Origin of the sequence: Zavarzinella formosa DSM 19928, from assembly GCF_000255705.1 — a bacterium.
GTDB lineage: Bacteria > Planctomycetota > Planctomycetia > Gemmatales > Gemmataceae > Zavarzinella > Zavarzinella formosa.
Genome location: NZ_JH636445.1, coordinates 182,755 through 202,087, shown reverse-complemented (window position 1 = coordinate 202,087; position 19,333 = coordinate 182,755). Strand labels below are relative to the sequence as shown.

13 protein-coding genes are annotated in these 19,333 nt (G+C 57.1%); 5 read left to right on the top strand and 8 right to left on the bottom strand.

The features are described 5' to 3' along the window. The 3 genes from BGIM_RS66655 to BGIM_RS0132725 form a co-directional block, all read left to right on the top strand. On the top strand, positions 1-3,708 hold a 3,708-nt coding region (locus tag BGIM_RS66655; protein ID WP_202947348.1), incomplete at its 5' end, for a response regulator. Between the two features lie 112 nt (positions 3,709-3,820). After that, positions 3,821-5,917 carry a response regulator gene (locus BGIM_RS0132730; protein WP_020473879.1) on the top strand — a complete coding sequence of 699 codons (2,097 nt, stop codon included), beginning with the start codon at positions 3,821-3,823 and terminating at the stop codon, positions 5,915-5,917. Between the two features lie 140 nt (positions 5,918-6,057). Continuing rightward, entirely contained in the window at positions 6,058-6,420 is a 363-nt protein-coding gene (locus tag BGIM_RS0132725; protein ID WP_029631051.1) for a hypothetical protein, read from the top strand. Positions 6,421-6,740: 320 nt separating this feature from the next. On the opposite strand, the gene BGIM_RS0132720 is transcribed toward BGIM_RS0132725, so the two are convergent. The 3 genes from BGIM_RS0132720 to BGIM_RS0132710 form a co-directional block, all read right to left on the bottom strand. After that, entirely contained in the window at positions 6,741-7,346 is a 606-nt protein-coding gene (locus tag BGIM_RS0132720; protein WP_020473877.1) for a class I SAM-dependent methyltransferase, read from the bottom strand. A gap of 49 nt (positions 7,347-7,395) precedes the next feature. Beyond that, positions 7,396-10,776: a hypothetical protein gene (locus tag BGIM_RS0132715; protein WP_020473876.1), complete on the bottom strand. Its 3,381-nt coding sequence runs from the start codon at positions 10,774-10,776 to the stop codon at positions 7,396-7,398. A gap of 156 nt (positions 10,777-10,932) precedes the next feature. Beyond that, positions 10,933-12,645: a glycine--tRNA ligase gene (locus tag BGIM_RS0132710; protein WP_020473875.1), complete on the bottom strand. Its 1,713-nt coding sequence runs from the start codon at positions 12,643-12,645 to the stop codon at positions 10,933-10,935. A gap of 240 nt (positions 12,646-12,885) precedes the next feature. On the opposite strand from BGIM_RS0132710, the gene queD reads away from it, so the two are divergent. Then, complete coding sequence (gene queD / locus BGIM_RS0132705) at positions 12,886-13,302, top strand: 6-carboxytetrahydropterin synthase QueD (protein WP_020473874.1); 417 nt, start codon at positions 12,886-12,888, stop codon at positions 13,300-13,302. A gap of 4 nt (positions 13,303-13,306) precedes the next feature. Here queD and BGIM_RS53620 read toward each other — a convergent pair whose 3' ends face one another. Further along, positions 13,307-14,086 (bottom strand): polysaccharide biosynthesis/export family protein, encoded by a 780-nt coding sequence (locus tag BGIM_RS53620; RefSeq protein WP_020473873.1) that lies wholly within the window; start codon positions 14,084-14,086, stop codon positions 13,307-13,309. A gap of 193 nt (positions 14,087-14,279) precedes the next feature. After that, positions 14,280-15,317 (bottom strand): class II fructose-bisphosphate aldolase, encoded by a 1,038-nt coding sequence (gene fba / locus BGIM_RS0132695; protein WP_020473872.1) that lies wholly within the window; start codon positions 15,315-15,317, stop codon positions 14,280-14,282. 153 nt (positions 15,318-15,470) lie between these two features. Between fba and BGIM_RS53615 the strand changes: the two genes are divergently transcribed. Continuing rightward, complete coding sequence (locus BGIM_RS53615) at positions 15,471-16,640, top strand: tetratricopeptide repeat protein (RefSeq protein WP_020473871.1); 1,170 nt, start codon at positions 15,471-15,473, stop codon at positions 16,638-16,640. Positions 16,641-16,697: 57 nt separating this feature from the next. Here BGIM_RS53615 and BGIM_RS0132685 read toward each other — a convergent pair whose 3' ends face one another. The 3 genes from BGIM_RS0132685 to pheA all read right to left on the bottom strand — a co-directional run bounded on the left by BGIM_RS0132685 (position 16,698) and on the right by pheA (position 19,008). After that, positions 16,698-16,925 carry a hypothetical protein gene (locus BGIM_RS0132685; RefSeq protein ID WP_157369602.1) on the bottom strand — a complete coding sequence of 76 codons (228 nt, stop codon included), beginning with the start codon at positions 16,923-16,925 and terminating at the stop codon, positions 16,698-16,700. A gap of 67 nt (positions 16,926-16,992) precedes the next feature. Next, the gene (locus tag BGIM_RS0132680; protein ID WP_020473869.1) at positions 16,993-17,370 is read right to left on the bottom strand and encodes a hypothetical protein; all 378 of its coding nucleotides are present in this window, start codon (positions 17,368-17,370) and stop codon (positions 16,993-16,995) included. 516 nt (positions 17,371-17,886) lie between these two features. After that, on the bottom strand, positions 17,887-19,008 hold the full coding sequence (pheA, locus tag BGIM_RS0132675) for a prephenate dehydratase (RefSeq protein ID WP_020473868.1): 1,122 nt from the start codon (positions 19,006-19,008) through the stop codon (positions 17,887-17,889). Between the last annotated feature and the right edge of the window lie 325 nt (positions 19,009-19,333).

Sequence of the window (19,333 nt, the reverse complement as noted above, 5' to 3'; positions counted from 1 at the left end):
AACACGATGGTGGACCAACTCCGGTCCTTCGCCGCCGAAGTGACCCGCGTGGCCCGCGAGGTGGGCACCGAAGGAAAGCTCGGCGGACAGGCCGACGTGAAGGGCGTCGCCGGAACTTGGAAGGACTTGACCGACTCCGTGAACTCGATGGCCGGGAACCTCACCGGGCAGGTGCGGAACATCGCCGACGTGACCAAGGCCGTGGCCAACGGCGACTTGTCCAAAAAGATCACGGTCGACGTGAAGGGAGAAATCCTGGAGTTGAAGAACACCATCAACACGATGGTGGACCAACTCCGGTCCTTCGCCTCCGAAGTGACCCGCGTGGCCCGCGAAGTGGGAACCGAAGGGAAGCTCGGCGGGCAGGCCAAAGTCGAAGGGGTGTCCGGAACTTGGAAAGACTTGACCGACTCCGTGAACATGATGGCCGCCAATCTGACCGGTCAGGTGCGCGGGATCGCCAAAGTGGTGACATCCGTGGCCAACGGGGATCTCAAGCGAAAACTCACCGTGGAGGCCAAGGGGGAAATCGCCGAACTGGCCGACACAATCAACAGCATGATCGACACGCTGGCCACCTTCGCGGATCAGGTGACCACGGTGGCCCGCGAGGTGGGGGTCGAAGGGCAGCTTGGCGGACAGGCCAAAGTGCCGGGAGCGGCGGGAACTTGGAAAGCCCTCACGGAAAACGTGAATCAGTTGGCCGACAACCTGACCCGCCAAGTGCGGGCCATCGCCGAAGTGGCCACCGCCGTGACCAAGGGGGACTTGACCCGGTCAATCGCCCTCGACGCCCAAGGGGAAATGGCGGCGTTGAAGGATACCATCAACGAGATGATCCGCAACCTGAAGGACACGACGCTCAAAAACAGCGAACAAGACTGGCTGAAAACCAACCTCGCCAAGTTCAGCCGGATGCTTCAGGGGCAGCGTGACTTGACGAACGTCGGCCGCATGGTGCTGTCGGAACTCTGTCCGGTGGTGACCGCCCAGCAGGCCGAGTTTTACGTCTTCGACACCAAGGGGGACGGCGACAAGTTGACGCTGCTCGCCAGCTATGCCTCGGAGGGCAAAGAATCGCTCGGCAAGCAAATCCGGCTCGGCCAGGGGATTGTCGGCCAGTGTGCGTTGGAGAAGGAAAAAATCGTCCTTGAGAACCTGCCGCAAAACTACATCCGCATCTCGTCCGGCCTTGGCGAAGCCAGCGCCCGCAGCGTGCTGGTGTTGCCGCTGATCTTTGAAGGGCAGGTCAAGGGGGTGCTGGAGCTGGCATCATTCGAGGGATTCAATCCCACTCACCAAGCGTTGCTCGACCAGTTGACCGAATCCATCGGGATCGTGCTGAACACCATTGAGGCCAACATGCGGACGGAAGGGCTGTTGAAACAGTCCCAATCCCTCGCTCAGCAACTTCAAACCCGGCAACAGGAGCTGCAACAGACCAACGAAGAATTGCAGGAAAAAGCCCGGTTGTTGGCCCAGCAAAACCAAGAAGTGGAACGCAAAAACAGCGAAGTCGAACAGGCCCGGCAAGAACTGGAAGAGAAGGCCCGGCAGTTGTCGCTGACATCCAAGTACAAGTCCGAATTCTTGGCGAACATGTCGCACGAATTGCGGACACCGCTCAACAGTTTGTTGATCCTTTCCGACCAGTTGAGCAAAAACACGGACGGGAACCTCTCGGCCAAGCAAACGGAATTCGCCAAGACAATTCATTCGTCCGGAAACGATCTCCTGATGCTCATCAACGACATCCTCGATCTCTCGAAGATCGAATCGGGGACCGTGATGGTCGATGCCAACGAATTGCGGCTGGACGATCTCCAGGGGTATGTGTCCCGCACGTTCAATCACGTGGCCGAATCGAAGAACGTTGGCTTCCAGATCAGCTTCGATTCCCGGCTGCCGAAATCCATGTCCACCGATGCGAAGCGGTTGCAACAGATCATCAAGAACCTGCTGTCCAATGCGTTCAAGTTCACCCACCACGGCAAGGTGACGCTGAGCGTGGACTTGGTGGACGGAGGATGGAGTTCGATCAACGAGGAACTGAATCGGGCCGCCGAGGTGCTGGCGTTCTCCGTGTCGGACACGGGCATCGGGATCTCCTCTGACAAACAGCACATCATTTTCGAGGCGTTCCAGCAAGCCGATGGTTCCACGAGCCGAAAGTACGGGGGCACCGGGTTGGGTCTGGCGATCAGCCGCGAACTGGCCCGGTTGCTCGGCGGGGAAATCCGGCTGGCATCCGCCCTCGGCGTCGGCAGCACGTTCACGCTTTATCTGCCGTCGATCTACACCTTCCCCCGCACCGTCCGCAAAGTGGCTTCCGGCGAAACAGCCATGGGCGGGCTGGCCAACCGGTTTCCCCAAACCGGGGAAAGGGCGGCCGTCATCGAGGGCCGGACCGTCACCAATGGCAAAATATCGGAAGCCTCGCGAGAACAACTGATCTTGGACGCCGTGGTCTCGCCCTCGTTCAACGAGGCGGGGGATGACCGTGATGAAATCAGACCCGGCAGCCGGGTGCTGCTCATTGTGGAAAACGACCTGGGCTTCTCCCGCTATCTGCTGGATGCCGCCCGCGAGAAAGGTTTCAAGGGGCTCGTCACCTCGCTGGGGGCCACCGCCCTGACCATGACTCATGAACACATGCCGGATGCGATTACCCTGGATATTTATCTGCCGGACATTGAGGGCTGGCGGGTGCTGGAGCGGTTGAAAAACGATGTCCTCACCCGGCACATTCCCGTTTGCGTCATCTCGACGGACGAGGCGCGGGACCGGGCATTTTCATCGGGAGCCTGGGCGTTTGCCGCCAAGCCGATTCAAAGCGGGGACATCCTCGACAAACTGCTCGAACGGCTGATAGATTTTGTCAGCCGGGAGACCAAAACCCTGTTGGTGGTCGAGCCGGATGCCAACCGTTGCGGCGAGATGGTCACGGCCGTCGGCGCGGACGATCTTCGGGTGGTCACCGTCCCGAACGGGGCCGGCGCCTTGGAAATGATTCGGGATCGCTCCTTCGATTGCGTCGTCGTGGGTGATTCCGCCCCAACCCTTGAGGCCGACATCCGGGCCCTTGACGAGAATCATGACAATGGCTTCACCCGCCTGCCGGTGATCCATTTTGGCGAAGCTCATCAGGGGAGCGGAAGCCACCGAGGCGCCTTGCCGGATCATCGAACACTCTGCCGGGAAGCGGCCAACCTCGACCGTTTGCTCGATTTGTGCACATTCCACATGCACCGCAATGTCGCCAAACTTCCCGGAAGCAAGCGCCAGTCGCTCAGCAATCTTCACCAGTCGGATAAAATCCTGGAGCGGCGCACGGTGCTGATTGTCGATGACGATATGCGGAATATCTTCGCCCTGTCGACCGTGTTGGAGGAATTCAACATGAACATCCTGTCCGCGGACAACGGGCGTGATGCCATTCGGATTCTTCTGGAAAATCCGAATGTCGACATCGTGCTCATGGACATCATGATGCCGGAAATGGACGGGTTGCAAACCATGCGGGAAATCCGGTTGATTCCCCGTCTCAAAAACGTGCCGATCGTTGCCGTGACGGCCAAGGCCATGAAGGGCGATCGGGAAAAATGTATCGAGGCGGGGGCTTGGGATTATCTCTCCAAACCGGTGGACACACAATTGATGCTCGGCGTGCTCCAAGCCTGGCTTCATCGTTCCAGCACGCCCGTTTGATAAGATGACATCCGCGACGTCTCGGCAAGTCGTCGCGGATATCGTTTCACTCCCGCCGGTCCCGTCCAGCTTCTTTGTTTGGGGGCCGGCTCTCCGTTCAGGGTTGTAGCTCATGCCCCAGACGATTCCGGTGAAAATTCTGATCGTGGACGACCTCCCGGAGAAGCGGCTCGTCTACCAGTCGGTGCTGGAGGAATTGGGGCCGGAGATTGTCACCGCTCCGTCCGGCCATGAGGCGTTGAAACAAATTCTCAAAAGCGATTTCGCGGTCATCCTGCTTGATGTCAACATGCCGGAAATGGACGGATTCGAGACGGCGAGAATGATCCGCGCCCGGAGGAGATCGGCCCACACGCCGATCATTTTTCTCACCGCCTTCGCCGATGAGGTCAAGACGGCCGAGGGATACGCCACGGGGGCCGTCGATTATCTCTCAACGCCGGTCATTCCCGATATTCTTCGCGCCAAGGTCCGGGTGTTCATTGATTTGTTTCGCATGCGACAACATCTGGCATCGCAAGCCGAGGAAGAGGTGAGGCGAATCGCGGCCGAGGATTCCGCCCGCCGGTCGGCTTTCCTCTCGGATTCAAGTCGCGCCCTCTCCAACTCCCTTGATTACGAAGCCACGTTGAAGGCGTTGGTCCGTTTACCACTGAAAAGACTCGCGGATGTCTGCCTCGTAACCATGACGGAAGACACGTTGCTCATCGGCCGCACGGACTTCGCCTGGGGTGACGCTTCCACAGGTTCCCTCCGTGATGTTTCCCCGTTCGAGGACTGGCTGGCAAATGTCCTGAGACGTGTGTTGGAAACAGGCCAGCATCAAGTGTTGTCCCCCCTGCCCACTCCGGCGATGCTGTTTCGCAAGCCAGGCGCGGGAACTCCCGAACAACTTGAGGAACATCCTTCCGCTGTTCCGGCGGTGACAGCCGTCATTGTCCTGCCGCTGGTCGCCCGCGGGAAAACGCTTGGAATGTACACCCTGGCCCGCGACGAAACCGGCCGGGGATGGAGCCGGGACGATATCTCACTGGCCCGGGAACTGGCGGACCGGGCCGGGATCGCGATGGACAACGCCTTGCTCATGCGGAACATCCAGGAAAACGACCGGCGCAAAAGCGAATTCCTGGCCACCCTCGCCCATGAATTGCGCAATCCGCTGGCCCCGATTCGGAACGCTCTCCAAGTGATCGGCATGGCCGGGGACGACCGGCAGGTTGTCGAGCAATCGCGATTCATGATGGAGCGTCAACTCAATCAGATGGTGCGTTTGGTGGATGACCTGCTGGACGTGAGCCGGATCAATCGCAACAAACTTGAATTGCGCAAGGAACTCGTCGGCATGGCCGCCGTGATTGACAGCGCCATCGAAACGAGCCTTCCCCTCATCAAGGCGGGCGCGCATCAACTTCAGGTGTCGATGCCGCCGGAAACCCTGTGGGTGGAGGCCGATTCAACCCGTCTGGCCCAGGTGGTCGCCAATCTTCTCAACAACGCCGCCAAATACACGGAGCGGGGCGGCAATATCTGGCTGACGGCCGAGCGAACCGGGGGTGAGGTGGCCGTGAGGGTTCGCGACGACGGCATCGGCATCCCGGCCGGCGACATGCCCCGGATCTTCGACCTTTTCTCGCAGGTGGACCGCCATCACAAACGCGCCCAAGGGGGATTGGGAATTGGTTTGAGCTTGGTGCACCGGCTTGTGGAGATGCACGGCGGTTCGGTCGAGGCGAGAAGCCAGGGCCCCGGACTTGGCAGCGAGTTCATCATCCGAATCCCGCTTGCGGCCAACGAGAAGAGTCAACCCGAACAAACGGTCGCCCAAGCCGATGAGGTGACAGCCACGGAACGGCGCCGCATCTTGGTGGTGGATGACAATGTGGATTCGGCCCAAAGTTTGGGGATGATGCTGGAACTGTTGGGAAGCGAAGTCCGCACCGCCCATGACGGTCTTGAAGCCATCGAAACAGCATCCAAGTTCCGGCCAGATGTCGTGCTGCTCGATATTGGCATGCCAAAGTTGAACGGCTACGAGGCGGCGAGGCGCATCCGCGAACAACCGTGGGGCCGGACGATCATTCTGATCGCCCAAACCGGGTGGGGTCAGGAAGAGGACCGAAGAAAATCCCGCGAGGCAGGTTTCGACCATCACTTGGTGAAGCCGGTTGATCCCGTCTCTCTTAGGTCCTTGCTGGGCGAGTCGAAATAATCCGCTGACAACGCGCAATCGATCAAGAATTCTCAATCTTATTCATGCGAATTTATCTCATCTTGTAAAGATCACAAGCCCCGTCGCTTGCTAAAATAACAGAGTTGGTTTGTTCGCACTCCGTTCTCCGACCCCGGATCATGATGGAAGACCTTGGTTACCTGCTTGTGCCCTTTGCCCAAATTGGCTTCGGCGCCGCCACCATCGGGGCAATCATCCAAGGGATGGACGACAAGAAAACGAAGTTGAAAGCGTATCTCGTTCCCATCGTCATCTGGGGATGGATTCTCGCGGCCATTGGCACGGCCGTGCTGCCCGTTGTGGTGAAATCCAATTACCGCGATGCGGAGACGGCCCCGAATTGGATGCCCATGAGCGTGCCCTCATTGCTGATCTACGGGGCGTTGCTGGGAATGATCGCCGGAAGCTTGATTGGAGCTTGGCGCGGGGCGATTCGCTGGAAACGATGGCAAAAAGAGTCGTCCGTCGTTCAGCCGAATTGAGAACCTGCCTATGGCCGATTTCAAATTGGCGTAGCGACCAAAGTGCTTTGTCTTGCCGGTCCAACGGACCGATTAACATAGCCCAGCCCGAAAGGGCTGGGTTAATCACCCGGCAACGACCCCGGTCTGAAGGACCGGTTATCTTTGGGCTTTCGGCCTTCGCGGCCCTGACGGACCTTAAGCAAATAATCGGTCCTTCAGACCGCCGGTTTTGATGGTTCCTTGACCCAGCCCTTTCGGGCTGGGCTATGTTAATCGGTCCGTTGGACCGACAAAACCACCCGCCTCGACCGCTGTGCCAATTTGAAATCCGCTCTGGCTCACTTTTGGACGGTCAGGGCGTATTTGATGCTGGACACCGGAAAGTGACGACACAAAGCCCGTTCGTAGTAATCCTGAAGCCGGAACGAGCAATTCAGAATTTTCGTGGAGAGTCGGCGAATCGGCTTGTTCATGATGAGGGTCGGCATCAGCGAGAACTTGATCGAGCGAACTTGAAACCGCTCGGCCATGTAAAAGTTCGGCACCGGACGTCGGGGCTGGCTGACGGGGTCCGAGAAGTAGTGGAACGTGTACAGGCCAAAGAAGCGGACGTGCGTGGGGTCAGAATAGTAGTACGGATTGGAGAAGTGCGGCACTTCCACATCCACCGTGCCGCCGGGGATGACGACCCGGTGAATTTCCTTCAACAAGGGCAGGAAGTTCACAATGTGTTCCATCGTATGCCGGGTGACGATGGCTTCCACGCTGTTGGCCGGCAACTCGGTCAGCGGTTCTTCAAGATTGGCGGCGATATCCACCGTTGGCATGTCCGCGTGATCGACCCCGTAGTATCCCTCCTTGGGACGGGGCCCGCAGCCGAGGTCAAGCTTCAGCAATCGCCCGGCGGCGATGTCCGCGACGACTTTGGGATTCACAAATTTCATCGCACCATGCCGCGTGGAAAGAAAGCCTCGGGGGTGACGGTCACCCCGCTTATTCTCCGAGCAATTTTAGCATTTCGCGGGCGAGCATTCGCGATGGAGACGCCGACGGCAGTTCCGGTCCCTTCAGAACCTCTTGAAACTGCGCCCTGGCGCTCCTGATATCCCCCGCTTCCAGATAGGTCAATCCGAGTTGCGCATGTTGTTGACCTTGGGCGTTCACGAGATTCTGATAGGTGTAAAGCATGCTTGCATGAATATGGCGTGATTGGCTGCCGATCACGGCTCCAAAGGAATCAACCGGATTGGTCATCACTCGAATGATAATGTCGAAGTCGATGCTCATTAGCGTCGGCATTTCGACACTGGCCGGCGGCCCCTTGGGAAACACGGCGTTCATGAAAGAGGCCAGATTATCCCGTGCTTTGCGGGTGTCTTCCTGCTGGGCGGTGATGGTTCGCTCGTAATCCCCGGTGATCAGGCCGCAGATGACTCGGAGGAAACGGAACCGGCCCGCCGGGTCTTGGTCATACGGTGCGGATTGGCCCAACAAGCGGGCGGCGGACATGCGGGCCTTCACATAGGCATCCTTCATGGGCGGGGTGAGGTTGGCCAGAAATGATTGGTCCTTTACCACCGTGTCCAGAATGACGACAGCTTGCTCGACCTGTCCGTTGAACAGCATCAACTCAATCAAATCGCCGACCATCGCCAGATGGACTCCGAACTCGACTTCGGTCGGTTTTTTATCGGGATTGCTCTCGAAATCAGTCAGCTTCTTTTGAAAGCGGTCGTTCGCCTTGGTTAGTTCGGCCATTGCCTCCATTGCCAGTCCTTCGCGACGAGCGACGGTGGCCCGGTCGAGCGGTTCGGTGAGCCGGACTGACTCATTGGTGAACTTGTCCGAACGAATTTGGGCTTGCTTCTCAAGCAATCCCAGTTCTTTTTCCAAGTTGGTCAATTGTTGCTTATGTTTGTTTAACTCCTGCTGGCCTTCGGCTCCCCGACTGGCGAGAACATTCTCCATTTCATCCAATTGGTTGCTCATGGCGGCCACCGCCAGACGGTTGGCGAAAACAGCCATGTCAATTCGCTGCGGACTCGCGGCCAAATGAGCCTGCCGCAGATTGAAGGCCAGTTTGTCCAACTGAATGGCGGAACGGCGTTGTGTGAGATCCGCAGGGACTCGATTTAGCGCCCGAGCCATGTTCACGGTGGCAATATATTTGGCAAGATCCTGAGAGAGACTCAAGTGGGAGTCCGGGTAAACGCTGGCGAGAAAGGCATATCCGTCCGGATGGTTCGGACTGGCGATCACCGCCCGGCGGGCCGACCGAACAGCCAGGATGCCTGTGGCCGTCACTTCCGGCGGGAGCGTCGAAGGGTATTGCGCCACGACTCTAACCAGATAATCCAAGAACGGCAACTGAATGCCAAACCTGGCTTTCAGTTGCCGGATGCCCAAGTCAAACAAGAAAAAGCCAGCTTGGTGACGGGCGACAAACTGATTAAGCAAATCGCTCCGGTAGAGTTCAAGCACATAACATTCCTCGGCCTCCGCCGGGGAAATCGGAGGGGGAGTCATGAAACGATCAAGCGGTTCGCGGTCCACCAACGGCGGATCAAGGTTGGGCGCCTCCGGCATGGGTGTTTGGGCGAACGCTGCTTTTTTCGGATCGAACCGCAGGGCGTCGAATTGAGCCGCTGTCAACACCTTTTGCTTGGTTCTCCCAAGGGTCACCGCCCGGCCGTGAACATTCCAGATGACGAATTCAGGTTCGCGGAACGGATCGGAGGCCTGCCAGAGTCTGCCCAGAATTATCTGGTTCAAAACCCGGTTCCCGTGGGCGGTCACCACATGAGTGATTTTCCATCGGTCAAGGAATTCCGGCAGGTCGAAATTCGGTTTCTCCTTGGAGTCGTACGGGGAGAGTTGTTTCCGAAGGGCCGCGTATTCGGCGGCTTCGGGGGCATGATAGGCCAGCCGATAGTCAAAGAACGATTTCTCCGCCGGAGCATACCACGCCAGATAACAGGCGAACTCCGATTGAAGATTCAGAAGACGAGCCTCAGCCGGAAGCGAACCGTCCGCCCGGAGGCGCTGCAAATTCTCGGCGGCCTTCACGATGGACTCGTTCGGTTCCAAGTCCCACTTCCAACGGCGCTGCAAGTTGAACGGATGCAGCCAGCCGGGATAACTCGCGGTCAGGAGAACAAGGCCCCCGAGCGCGAGCATCACGCGGGTCATCAAGCGACCCGTGCTTAGCAACCGGACGGTTCCCTCCGGCATCGGCCGATCAACGAGCCGTTGGATGCAGTCCGTCAGATGGGTCGCCGCAATCGGAGCTGCCACAAAGGCAAGAAACGGGATTGCCCGGAGGTGCAACACGGCAAGGCCTACGAAACCAGCCCAAACCAGCATCAGCGGAATCGACAGCCGGGATAACGAGCCGATGAATCCCGCCACCGTGAGAAACAACAGCACGACGAGTGAATAGGTGTTCACCGGGTTGTCTCGTTCACCGGCGAAATCGAGCGCTCCCTTGGTGAACGCACTGCGGAAGGTCGGGCCGAATTCGCCATCAGTGGCGAACAGTTCCGCGAGTTCGCCGCTGACCAATTCCGGCGGGAACGTCCAAACGCGGACATGGTGCGGATTCAGGTTGATGGCGACCATGCCGAGACCAAGGGCGATCAGCAGTTCTTTGCGAAGGGATTTGTCTCCTTCTTCCGTCGGCCGAATGAACAGCCCGAGGGTGTAAAGCCCCACGAGCAGCGGCCCGAGGAAGAACCATTGGTCCATGTTGGCCCAAAGCCCGAAGACCCCGGCGACAAGGACATACAACCGGACGCCCCGGAAGAATTTGGGGGCACGGATCAGCACGCAGAGCAGGACCGACAAAAAGAAATAGGAGGCGAGCGTGGGTTGAATCATCAACCGGGGGGCGGCGGCCAGCAGGGCCAGCCCGACGCAAACAACATTTCCCCAGACGGCCTGGGCCGGTCGCCGGGCGGCAAGCAGCAACCCGGCGGTGGCGACGATGGCAATCCCCTTGGCCACCACCAAGCCCGGCCCGCCGACAGTTTTGAATATCCAAAAGATCAGCAGATCGAACAGCCACGCATGATTCACCCACGTCCGGTCGGGGTCCGCATAGCTAAACGGATCGCGGCCAAAGGAATAGCCCCCCTCGGCAATCAACCGGCCAGTCGCCAGATGCTGCCAAAAATCGGCGTTCCGCACCGAGAAGGACACGGCCAAAAAGGCCAGCGCCAGCACCCCGACGGACAACACCCAATCGAACCCGACAATGAAGTTCGACGTGCCAAGCGTGGCCGGTTTGTCCTCACGCCGGGGCTTGGGAGCGACCGGCTTCGGATCGTCCTCGGGACTTGGGGGCGGCGGGTCCGACGGACGGGGGGAAGCCATCATCGCGGGAAATCCTTCACAGAACGAAAAACGGAAAAGTATGCAATGATTGGTTATACGCCCGGCGCCGGGCAAGGGATCATCCCGTCTTCGGAGAAGAGTTTCACACAAAGAAGCCCGGACGCCACATTCGTGTCTCCGGGCAAAACCCCTCCGGTCTCAGCTCATTAACGCCTTGCGAATCTCTTCCAGCACGCTGTTGATCGGAACGCGGCGTTGTTGCAATGTGTCGCGATCGCGGATGGTGACGGTATCGTCCTTCATCGTGTCGCCGTCAATGGTGATGCAAAACGGCGTGCCGATCTCGTCCTGACGGCGATATCGTCGGCCGACCGCCCCGCCGTCGTCGTATTCGACCTTGAAGTGCTTCTTCAACTCGCGGTAAAGCCCTTGGGCCTTTTCCGGCATCCCATCCTTCTTCACCAGCGGCAAGATGGCCGCTTTCACCGGGGCCAGCCGGGGGTGAAACTTCATCACCAGCCGTTCTTCCATTTTTCCGTCAGCGTCAGGAACTTGATCTGCTGAATATGCCTCACACAAAACAGCCAACGTGAACCGATCAGCCCCGGCGGACGGTTCGATCACATGCGGGGTGAAGATAAACTTGGGCCGCTCCTCCCGGTTGAGTTTCTTTTTCTCCTCCTCGCGGCGAGCCGGGTCATTTTTAAGAGGTTCTAGCCGTTCATGAAGGAGAGCGTTCCAACCATCCTCGTCAAAATATTTCAGATCCTTGCCGCTCTTTGACATGTGAGCGGTCAAGTCAAACGCTCCCCGATGCGCAACTCCTTCGAGTTCCTGCGGATCTTCGGAGAAGGGAAACATGTACTCGATATCGGTCGTTCCGATGGAATAATGAGCAAGTTCTTCCTTGCCCTGCTCGCGAGGTTTCAGGTTGTCCGACTTGATGCCCAACGTGCTGTACCACTTCTTGCGAAGATCCCGCCAATATTCGTACCACTTCATTGACTGTTCAGGATGACAGAAGAATTCAATCTCCATCTGTTCAAACTCACGACTGCGGAAAATATAATTTCGCGGGGTGATTTCGTTGCGGAAAGCCTTTCCAATCTGCGCGATTCCAAAAGGCAATTTAACACGGCTGGAAGATACAACGTTCGCGAAGTTGGCAAAGATTCCCTGGGCGGTCTCAGGCCGCAAATATACTTTGGATTCTTCCGTCTGTTCTGTCCCAGCGTGAGACTCAAACATCAAGCTGAACGGCTTCGGCTCGCCCAATGGTCCGCCACAAAGGGGGCATGGGTCTTGGAGACCCGTCGCATGTAATTGCTCCGTGGCAAGATATCTTGTCATCTCCATGAGATCCGGAGGGGCATCGGGTTGTCCATTCACACGGGTTGCCAAGAAAGACAGCACAACCTGTGGATTGCGGACAAGAGCAAGATTCGGAGCAAGTTTCTTGCCTTTGCCCTGTGCCCATTTGAGAAGTTTCGGCGTATCGATGGCTCCAGTAATTGGCGTGAACTCTTGGATGAGGGAATTCATCCATTCGCTTGATTCAGCGAGAATAGCCCATAATTGATCCGCCCGGACAAACCGCCCGCACCCGGAACATTTCCGCGTGGGGTCGGCAAATGTCGCAACGTGGCCGCTGGCTTCCCACACCTTGGGATTCATGATGATCGAGCAATCCAGCCCGACCATCGTGATTTCCTGGCCGTCCGGGCCGGGCGGGGGGTTGCGGACCATGTCCTGCCACCAGGCGTCCTTGATGTTCTTCTTGAGTTCGACGCCCAAAGGGCCATAATCCCAGAAACCGTTGATCCCGCCGTAGATTTCGCTCGACTGGAAGATGAAGCCGCGACGGCGGCACAGGGAGACGAGTTTTTCCATATCCAGTTTCGCGGTCGCCATCGAACAATTCCTTGCACGTATCATCGGGGAAAGACGTTGGGGCATCTTATGGGAGCCATGAGCCTTGAGCCATGAGCCTGAAAGATGCCGACAGATTTGGAAGACATGGCGGGGACAGGCGGGGTTCGTCGCGGGGGCTTTCGCCTTCGTTCCGTTGGCGGACTATGGATTGGCGGCCGGTGTTTGTAAAATCATTGATGTGAGAACACTCGCCAAAACCCGGCCCGGAGAACCCAGACGATGTTCCAAGTGACCCGTGAGTTCGAGTTTTGTTTCGGTCATCGGCTGATGGATTACGACGGCAAATGCCGCAATTTGCACGGGCATAATGGCAAAGTTTGTGTCACCCTGACCGGCGATCAACTCAACAAACTCGGCATGATCGTTGACTTCGTGGACATGAAGCGAATCATCGCCGGGTGGATCGACGCCACGCTCGATCACACGTTGTTGCTGCACCAAGCCGATCCGCTGGTGAAAACGCTTCAGGCCGTCGGGGAGAAAGTGCTTCCTTTGGAAGTGAACCCGACGACGGAGAACATGGCCAAACTGATCTACGATTTCTGCGTGTCGAAAAGCCTGCCGGTGAGCGAGGTCACCATGTGGGAAACCGGCTATTCATATGCGACCTATCGCGGCGAAGCGGTTTCCGGATGATCGCTCAGCGGAAGCGGTCGCAATTCAACAGCATGTCAAGCGTGCTTCGGGAGGCGACATAAATCCGGTCGCCCGGCTGGATCTGGTAATTGGTCATCCCGGCCCCGACCCGGACGATGTCCCCGTAGTTGACCTTCAACACCATTCCCGGCCCGTCGCCGGTTGGGCGAACAAGCAAAATGTTCTGCCAGGATGAGCGGTCAGTTAACCCCCCCGCCAGCAGGATCGCATCCAGCACACATTCGTTGCCGGTGAGTTGAAACCGGCCGGGGGTGGTCACTTCGCCGAAGACGTAAAAGACCTTTGATTGTCGGTTGACCAAGCGCACATCAATCGAACCGATGGGATCATCCTTGTCGGCCGGATCTTTGATCTTGCCGTCCTTGTCCTTCCCCTCGCGTTCTTTTTTGGTCACCAAGGTCAGCACGTCGAGTTCGATTTCCGGGACGGTTTTGCCGGCCGCCACCAGCCGCCCATATTTTCCGAGGTCAATCGTTCCGTCCGGCAACACGGTCTGGTCGGCCGGGATGCGAACTTTGGAATCCAATTCCACCGGCATCACCAGCAGACCGTCTCCCGGCTCGACGATGTATCGCTCCAGCCATGCCTTCGCCGGTTCTCTGGGCAAGTCGGCGGGGCCGCATTGGACGTTGGCTTCCGCGACTTCGCCAAGCGGGAACCGTTCCGGCGACAGCGACACGGAGCCTCCGGTGCCGCCGCACCCCGCCAGGTTGGCAATCGCTCCGGCAAGGAGCAGGCATCGGGTAGACGACAGGCAGGCCATTTCCGTTTCCATTGTGTGGCGGGATAATCGCTTCAAACGGTAATATCGGCCCGGATGATTGGTGAAATCTACGGAAAACTTTGAACTGATGTGTCAGGAAAAACCGACGAGGCAGGCTTGGCGAAAGGAGCTTTGTCAGGAGATCAGGCGACTCCCGGATGATGGGCGATCCGGGAGATCGTGAAAAGGGAGATCAACCGTAGAACTTGGCGAACTCTTTGGGGCTCAACGATTTGATCTTGCTTGCTTGCCCGGCTTGGCCGAAGGCCGTCATGCGTTCCTTGCACACCTTCTTCATGGCATCGCGGGCGGGCTTCATCCAGTCACGCGGGTCAAACTTGTCGGGAGCTTCGACAAGCAATTTTCGCACGGCCGCCGTCATGGCCATCCGGTTGTCGGTGTCCACGTTGATCTTGCGAACGCCGTGCTTGATGCCGAGTTGGATTTCTTCGACCGGCACGCCGAAGGTTTGCTTCATCTGACCGCCGTATTTGTTCAGCAAGTCCTGAAGATCTTGCGGCACGCTGGAAGAGCCGTGCATCACCATGTGGCAGTTCGGCAGTTTGGCATGGATCTTCTTGATGACGTCCATGTTCAACACGCCGCCATCCGGCTTGCGGGTGAATTTGTAGGCCCCGTGGCTGGTGCCGATGGCGACGGCGAGGGCATCCACTTTGGTCCTGCGGACGAAATCCTCGGCCTGATCCGGGTCGGTGAGGAGTTGGCTGTGATCCAAGGCCCCTTCGGCCCCGTGGCCGTCTTCGGCCTCGCCCATGCCGCTTTCGAGCGACCCGAGGCAGCCGAGTTCGCCTTCGACGGAGATGCCGAGCGGATGGGCCATGTCCACCACGCTCTTGGTAACGCCCACGTTGTATTCGTAATCAGCCGGGGTTTTGCCGTCTTCCTTCAGGGAGCCATCCATCATCACGCTGGTGAAGTTCTGTTCAATGGCGCTCTTGCAAGTATTCGGGCCGTTGCCGTGGTCTTGGTGCATGACAATGGGAATTTGCGGATAAAGTTCGGCCGCGGCTAGCATCAGATGGCGAAGGTACGCATCTTGGGAATAGCTGCGCGCCCCGCGGCTGGCTTGCACGATCACCGGAGCGTCAATTTCCTTGGCGGCCTCCATGATCGCTTGGATCTGCTCCATGTTGTTCACATTGAAAGCGGCGATCCCGTAGTTGTTCTCGGCGGCATGGTCCAAGAGAAGCCGCAACGGCACGAGTGGCATGAGAAACTCCGAAAGATGGTCGGTGTCAAATCGCTCGAATCACACAAGGGACAGTTATAGGAACCGTCCCGCCCCTCTTGAAGACCGGCGAATCAGGTTGCGTTGATCTCTGAATTGTTTGACATTCCACCGGCAAGGTGGGACACTCAAGAGATGAAACACATCTCCTCTCCCCGAGTGTTGTTGATCGGCCTGACACTTCTAGGCCTTCCGGCCGTGGCCACCGCCTGTCTCTGGGATTACGACACGCTGAAACAGGAACGGGCGAGATTTCCAAGCACTTTGGAAATCATCACCGGAAAGTTTCTGCGACACTCCCCCGAGTTTTACCAGTGGCGCATCACGGACCGGCTCGAAAAACTGAAGGCCGATCCGAACAATCTGGCCCTCCATGACGACTTGGCCGTGGCCTATCAAAAGACCGGCCAACCGGACAAAGCCATCGAACAGATGCTCGCCAAAGAAAAAATCAAACCGGGCGTCTACGAAACCTACTCCAACCTCGGCACCTTTTACATCTTGAAGGGAGAGTTTGAGAAGGGGCTTCCATACATCGACAAGGCATTGGCCATCAACCCGGATGCCCATTTCGGCCGGGAAAAATACCAAAAGTGGCTCGTGGAATATGCGATGAGACGAAAGGGATCGTCGTTAAGTTTTCCGCTACAAGACGTGTGGGGCAAAGAAGAGATCCCGCCGGCATCCGGAAACTTCCGGCACTTTCTGGCCAAAAAACTTGATGTCACAAAAGACAACGAACCAAGCCTCGATCAACTTCAAGCGGCTGTGAAGGGAGTCTTGGGGATGATGCGATTTGCCGACCACGACAACCCGCTGCTGCTGGAAGCCCTCGGCGACTTGTTGGGCAGCGATCATGGATATGCCGTAAACACAGATGCAAAACGCTTGTCAGCCCGATGTTATTTGCTGGCCAGTCATCAAATGAAGGATGACGCATCCAAAGATCGTTACCGCACATTGGCGAAACATATTCTGGATATGCAACTGATCGATGACACTGAAAATCAGCAGAAATCGGCAGTCATTGAAGCGGAACTTCAAACAGAGGTGGCCGACGCCAACACATGGTATGCGGAATTAAAAAACAAAGAAGTTGGCTGGATAGCATCCGGTGCCAATGTTGAGACTGAATTCGACAAGCTTTACACCAAGGAACCAACGAGCGATTTGCCGTCGAGCGGTTCCCCACTGTCCCCCGAGCAAAGAATGCTCATTTATGGTCCGATTTTCGTGATCGGGTCGCTTTTGAGTTTGATTCTGATCGGATGGGGTATTGGACGACTGGCCCGCTTCATCGCCTAGCCAGCCCCGGTTGCCCCATGCTGAAAGAGAGCAACCAAACGGCTGGGGACAAAGCGGTTATCCAACCGTCGGCGACATGTTATTCAGGGAATTGCCAATGAGTTTGCGGAGCATTTGGGCGGCCGTCAGTCCGCGTTGATGGGCGGCATTCTCAAGGGCGAGGGCCTGCCAGCGGGGGAGCAACAGGGCCAATTCAACCACTTCGTTGTCGATGGCGGTGATTTCGCTGGCGCCGGGTCGCGGAGGAAGAAAGCCGGTGGCCACGATTGAGCTGGCGGTATCCACTTCGAGCATCCGGGAGGCCGATGTTGGCCCCCCCGACCTGGCCTCAAAAAGGCCGAAGAGGCATGATTCATCCGGGTGTTTGTTGTTTCATCGTCGACCCGCCACCCGTGGCGGCCGACAATTCATCTTCCAAACGAGCCGTCACCCGGTCCGCTTGTTCCGGCCGATCCCTCAAGGTCAGCCGCACCCAGCCGATGAGTGATCGACAGGTGTTCTCAGTTTCCACAGAACGACTCGGCACCCCGGTGGTCCGCTCCAAGCATTGACCACCGGCCACATGGGCCTTCTGGAAGCGGCCCGCCGCCTCCTTCAGTGAAACTCGCCCGTCAATCAGATCAGTGACGATCCGATTCTTTTCAACCAACCCTCTCAAGACATCACCCGTTGTGTCGGGGTTCATGATGTCCGAGGATCGTTTTGCCGGTTTTTTCAGGAGTGTTGGCATGGATAAAGTCCCTGATCGACATTGACGGTTGCGAATTTTTGGGGGGTTCGGCAAACTCTAACTCACAGAACCACCAAACGCTAACCGTTTACATCGACCCGCCAACTGAAAACAACCACAATTTATGAAGAGCAAAGGTTGTGCCGAATCTCAATTCATTTCAGAACCTTAACGTAAACCCTTGGTTTTAAGTGGTTTACGTTAAAATTAGCGTCGTTTTCTGACGCCAAGACGATGAAACATCTTCTGATTGAAATGCACCTTTTGCTTGCAGATTAGGCAAAAATCTAATGAGTTGGTTGAAGGATGACCAGTCTGGCACTTTTGAAATCAGCAGATTAGGCAAAAAACAGGAGTAAATTTGGCAAAACGACATCAAATGAGGCAACAGACTCCATTTTATCAGCACAACAATATCACATACAAACAAATTACAAATCAATCAAAATCAAAACTGTCGTCTCATTATGTCATCGCGAGGCAGGAACCTGTTTTCCCGCCCCCTCGCAAATGATTTCACTCGGTCAACGGGGCGACCGGATAGGATCCCAAAATGAAGAGCTTTTCGCATTCGTTTTGCAAGGAGGCGAGGGTCTTCTTCACCTTTGGATCGTCTTGATGTCCCTCGAAATCGAGGAAGAACACATATTCGCCGGGAGCCGATGAATACGGGAACGATTCAATCCACGTCAGGTTAACTTTGTTCAATTTGAACAGGCCGAGAATATCCGCCAAAGCCCCCGGACTATGCGGGATCATGAACATGACGGCCGTCTTGTCCTTGCCCGTGCGGCCGGAGTCATGCGGCCCGATCACCGCGAAACGGGTTTCGTTATGCGGCGAATCCTCAATGTTGGCGTACAGAATCCGCACGCCGTATTGCACGGCCGCTTCCCGGCTGGCGATGGCGGCCGCCCCCGGCTGGGTTTTGGCCAGTTGGGCGGCGGTCGTCGTGCTGGATACCTCATGCAACGTGGCTTGCGGCACGTTCTTGGCGATCCAGTTCCGGCATTGCGAAAGAGCCTGCGGCTTGCTGTAAACCCGCGTGATTTCCGTCTGCTCCCCGTTGGCGAGCAAGTTGTGATGCACCCGCAGTCGAACCTCGCTGCAAATCTTCAGTTGCGGCATCCGCGTGAACATGTCCAGCGTGTCAGCCACCCGGCCATCCGTGCTGTTTTCGAGGGGGACCACGCCGTAATCGACATGCCGACGGTTCACTTCCTCAAACACGGCGGCGATATTGGCCACACCCATATACTCGGCGGCGCGCCCAAAACGGCTAATGGCGGCCAGGTGGCTGAAGGAATACTCCGGCCCGAGAAAGGCCACCTTTTCCAACCGTTGCAAGGCACGAGAGCCGCTAATGATCTCCCGGTAGATGGCCCGGATGGTCACTTCCGGCAACGGCCCCTTGCTCGCGCCCAACACATTGGAGAAGACTTCTTCCTCGCGGGCCGGGGAAAAAACCGTGTCGTTGTTCTCGGACTTCACTTTCCCGATTTTGGCGGCGAGTTCGGCCCGCTTGTTAATCAACTCCAAGATTTCGAGGTCGAGTTTGTCAATCTGGACGCGGAACGCTTTGAGATCTTTGGCGGATGTCGCACGTTCGGGAGGGGGCGAATCGCCTTTGCGCGTCATGGTGCGGATTCTCGCCGAATGTTGAATGAACGATGCAAGTTCCGCTTAATGTAGTTCGGTTGAAAAGAGGCGTCAATCGCCATCGCCGATGATTCCGGGACTTTCCCGTTTGACGCAACCAATTGATTAGATTACATTTCGGTCAATTCCGAGTGGAAGTCTGGCTAATTTGTCCATATCATTCGCAACTGCCGCTTTGGCAGTTTGCCGGAATTGGCTCGTCCGATCATCCAAGCCGTTTCATCAATAAATGCCGATAAATCAACGGTTTACGTCTTCAAAACAACCGATATATCTCATTGGCATCGCATTTGCTTTTATCTTA

Bases quoted from the DNA above. Each gene is read 5' to 3' on its own strand.
- BGIM_RS0132730 (WP_020473879.1), top strand. From the start codon at position 3,821: ATGCCCCAGACGATTCCGGTGAAAATTCTGATCGTGGACGACCTCCCG.
- BGIM_RS0132725 (WP_029631051.1), top strand. From the start codon at position 6,058: ATGATGGAAGACCTTGGTTACCTGCTTGTGCCCTTTGCCCAAATTGGC.
- BGIM_RS0132720 (WP_020473877.1), bottom strand. From the start codon at position 7,346: ATGAAATTTGTGAATCCCAAAGTCGTCGCGGACATCGCCGCCGGGCGA.
- BGIM_RS0132715 (WP_020473876.1), bottom strand. From the start codon at position 10,776: ATGATGGCTTCCCCCCGTCCGTCGGACCCGCCGCCCCCAAGTCCCGAG.
- BGIM_RS0132710 (WP_020473875.1), bottom strand. From the start codon at position 12,645: ATGGCGACCGCGAAACTGGATATGGAAAAACTCGTCTCCCTGTGCCGC.
- queD (WP_020473874.1), top strand. From the start codon at position 12,886: ATGTTCCAAGTGACCCGTGAGTTCGAGTTTTGTTTCGGTCATCGGCTG.
- BGIM_RS53620 (WP_020473873.1), bottom strand. From the start codon at position 14,086: ATGGCCTGCCTGTCGTCTACCCGATGCCTGCTCCTTGCCGGAGCGATT.
- fba (WP_020473872.1), bottom strand. From the start codon at position 15,317: ATGCCACTCGTGCCGTTGCGGCTTCTCTTGGACCATGCCGCCGAGAAC.
- BGIM_RS53615 (WP_020473871.1), top strand. From the start codon at position 15,471: ATGAAACACATCTCCTCTCCCCGAGTGTTGTTGATCGGCCTGACACTT.
- BGIM_RS0132680 (WP_020473869.1), bottom strand. From the start codon at position 17,370: ATGCCAACACTCCTGAAAAAACCGGCAAAACGATCCTCGGACATCATG.
- pheA (WP_020473868.1), bottom strand. From the start codon at position 19,008: ATGACGCGCAAAGGCGATTCGCCCCCTCCCGAACGTGCGACATCCGCC.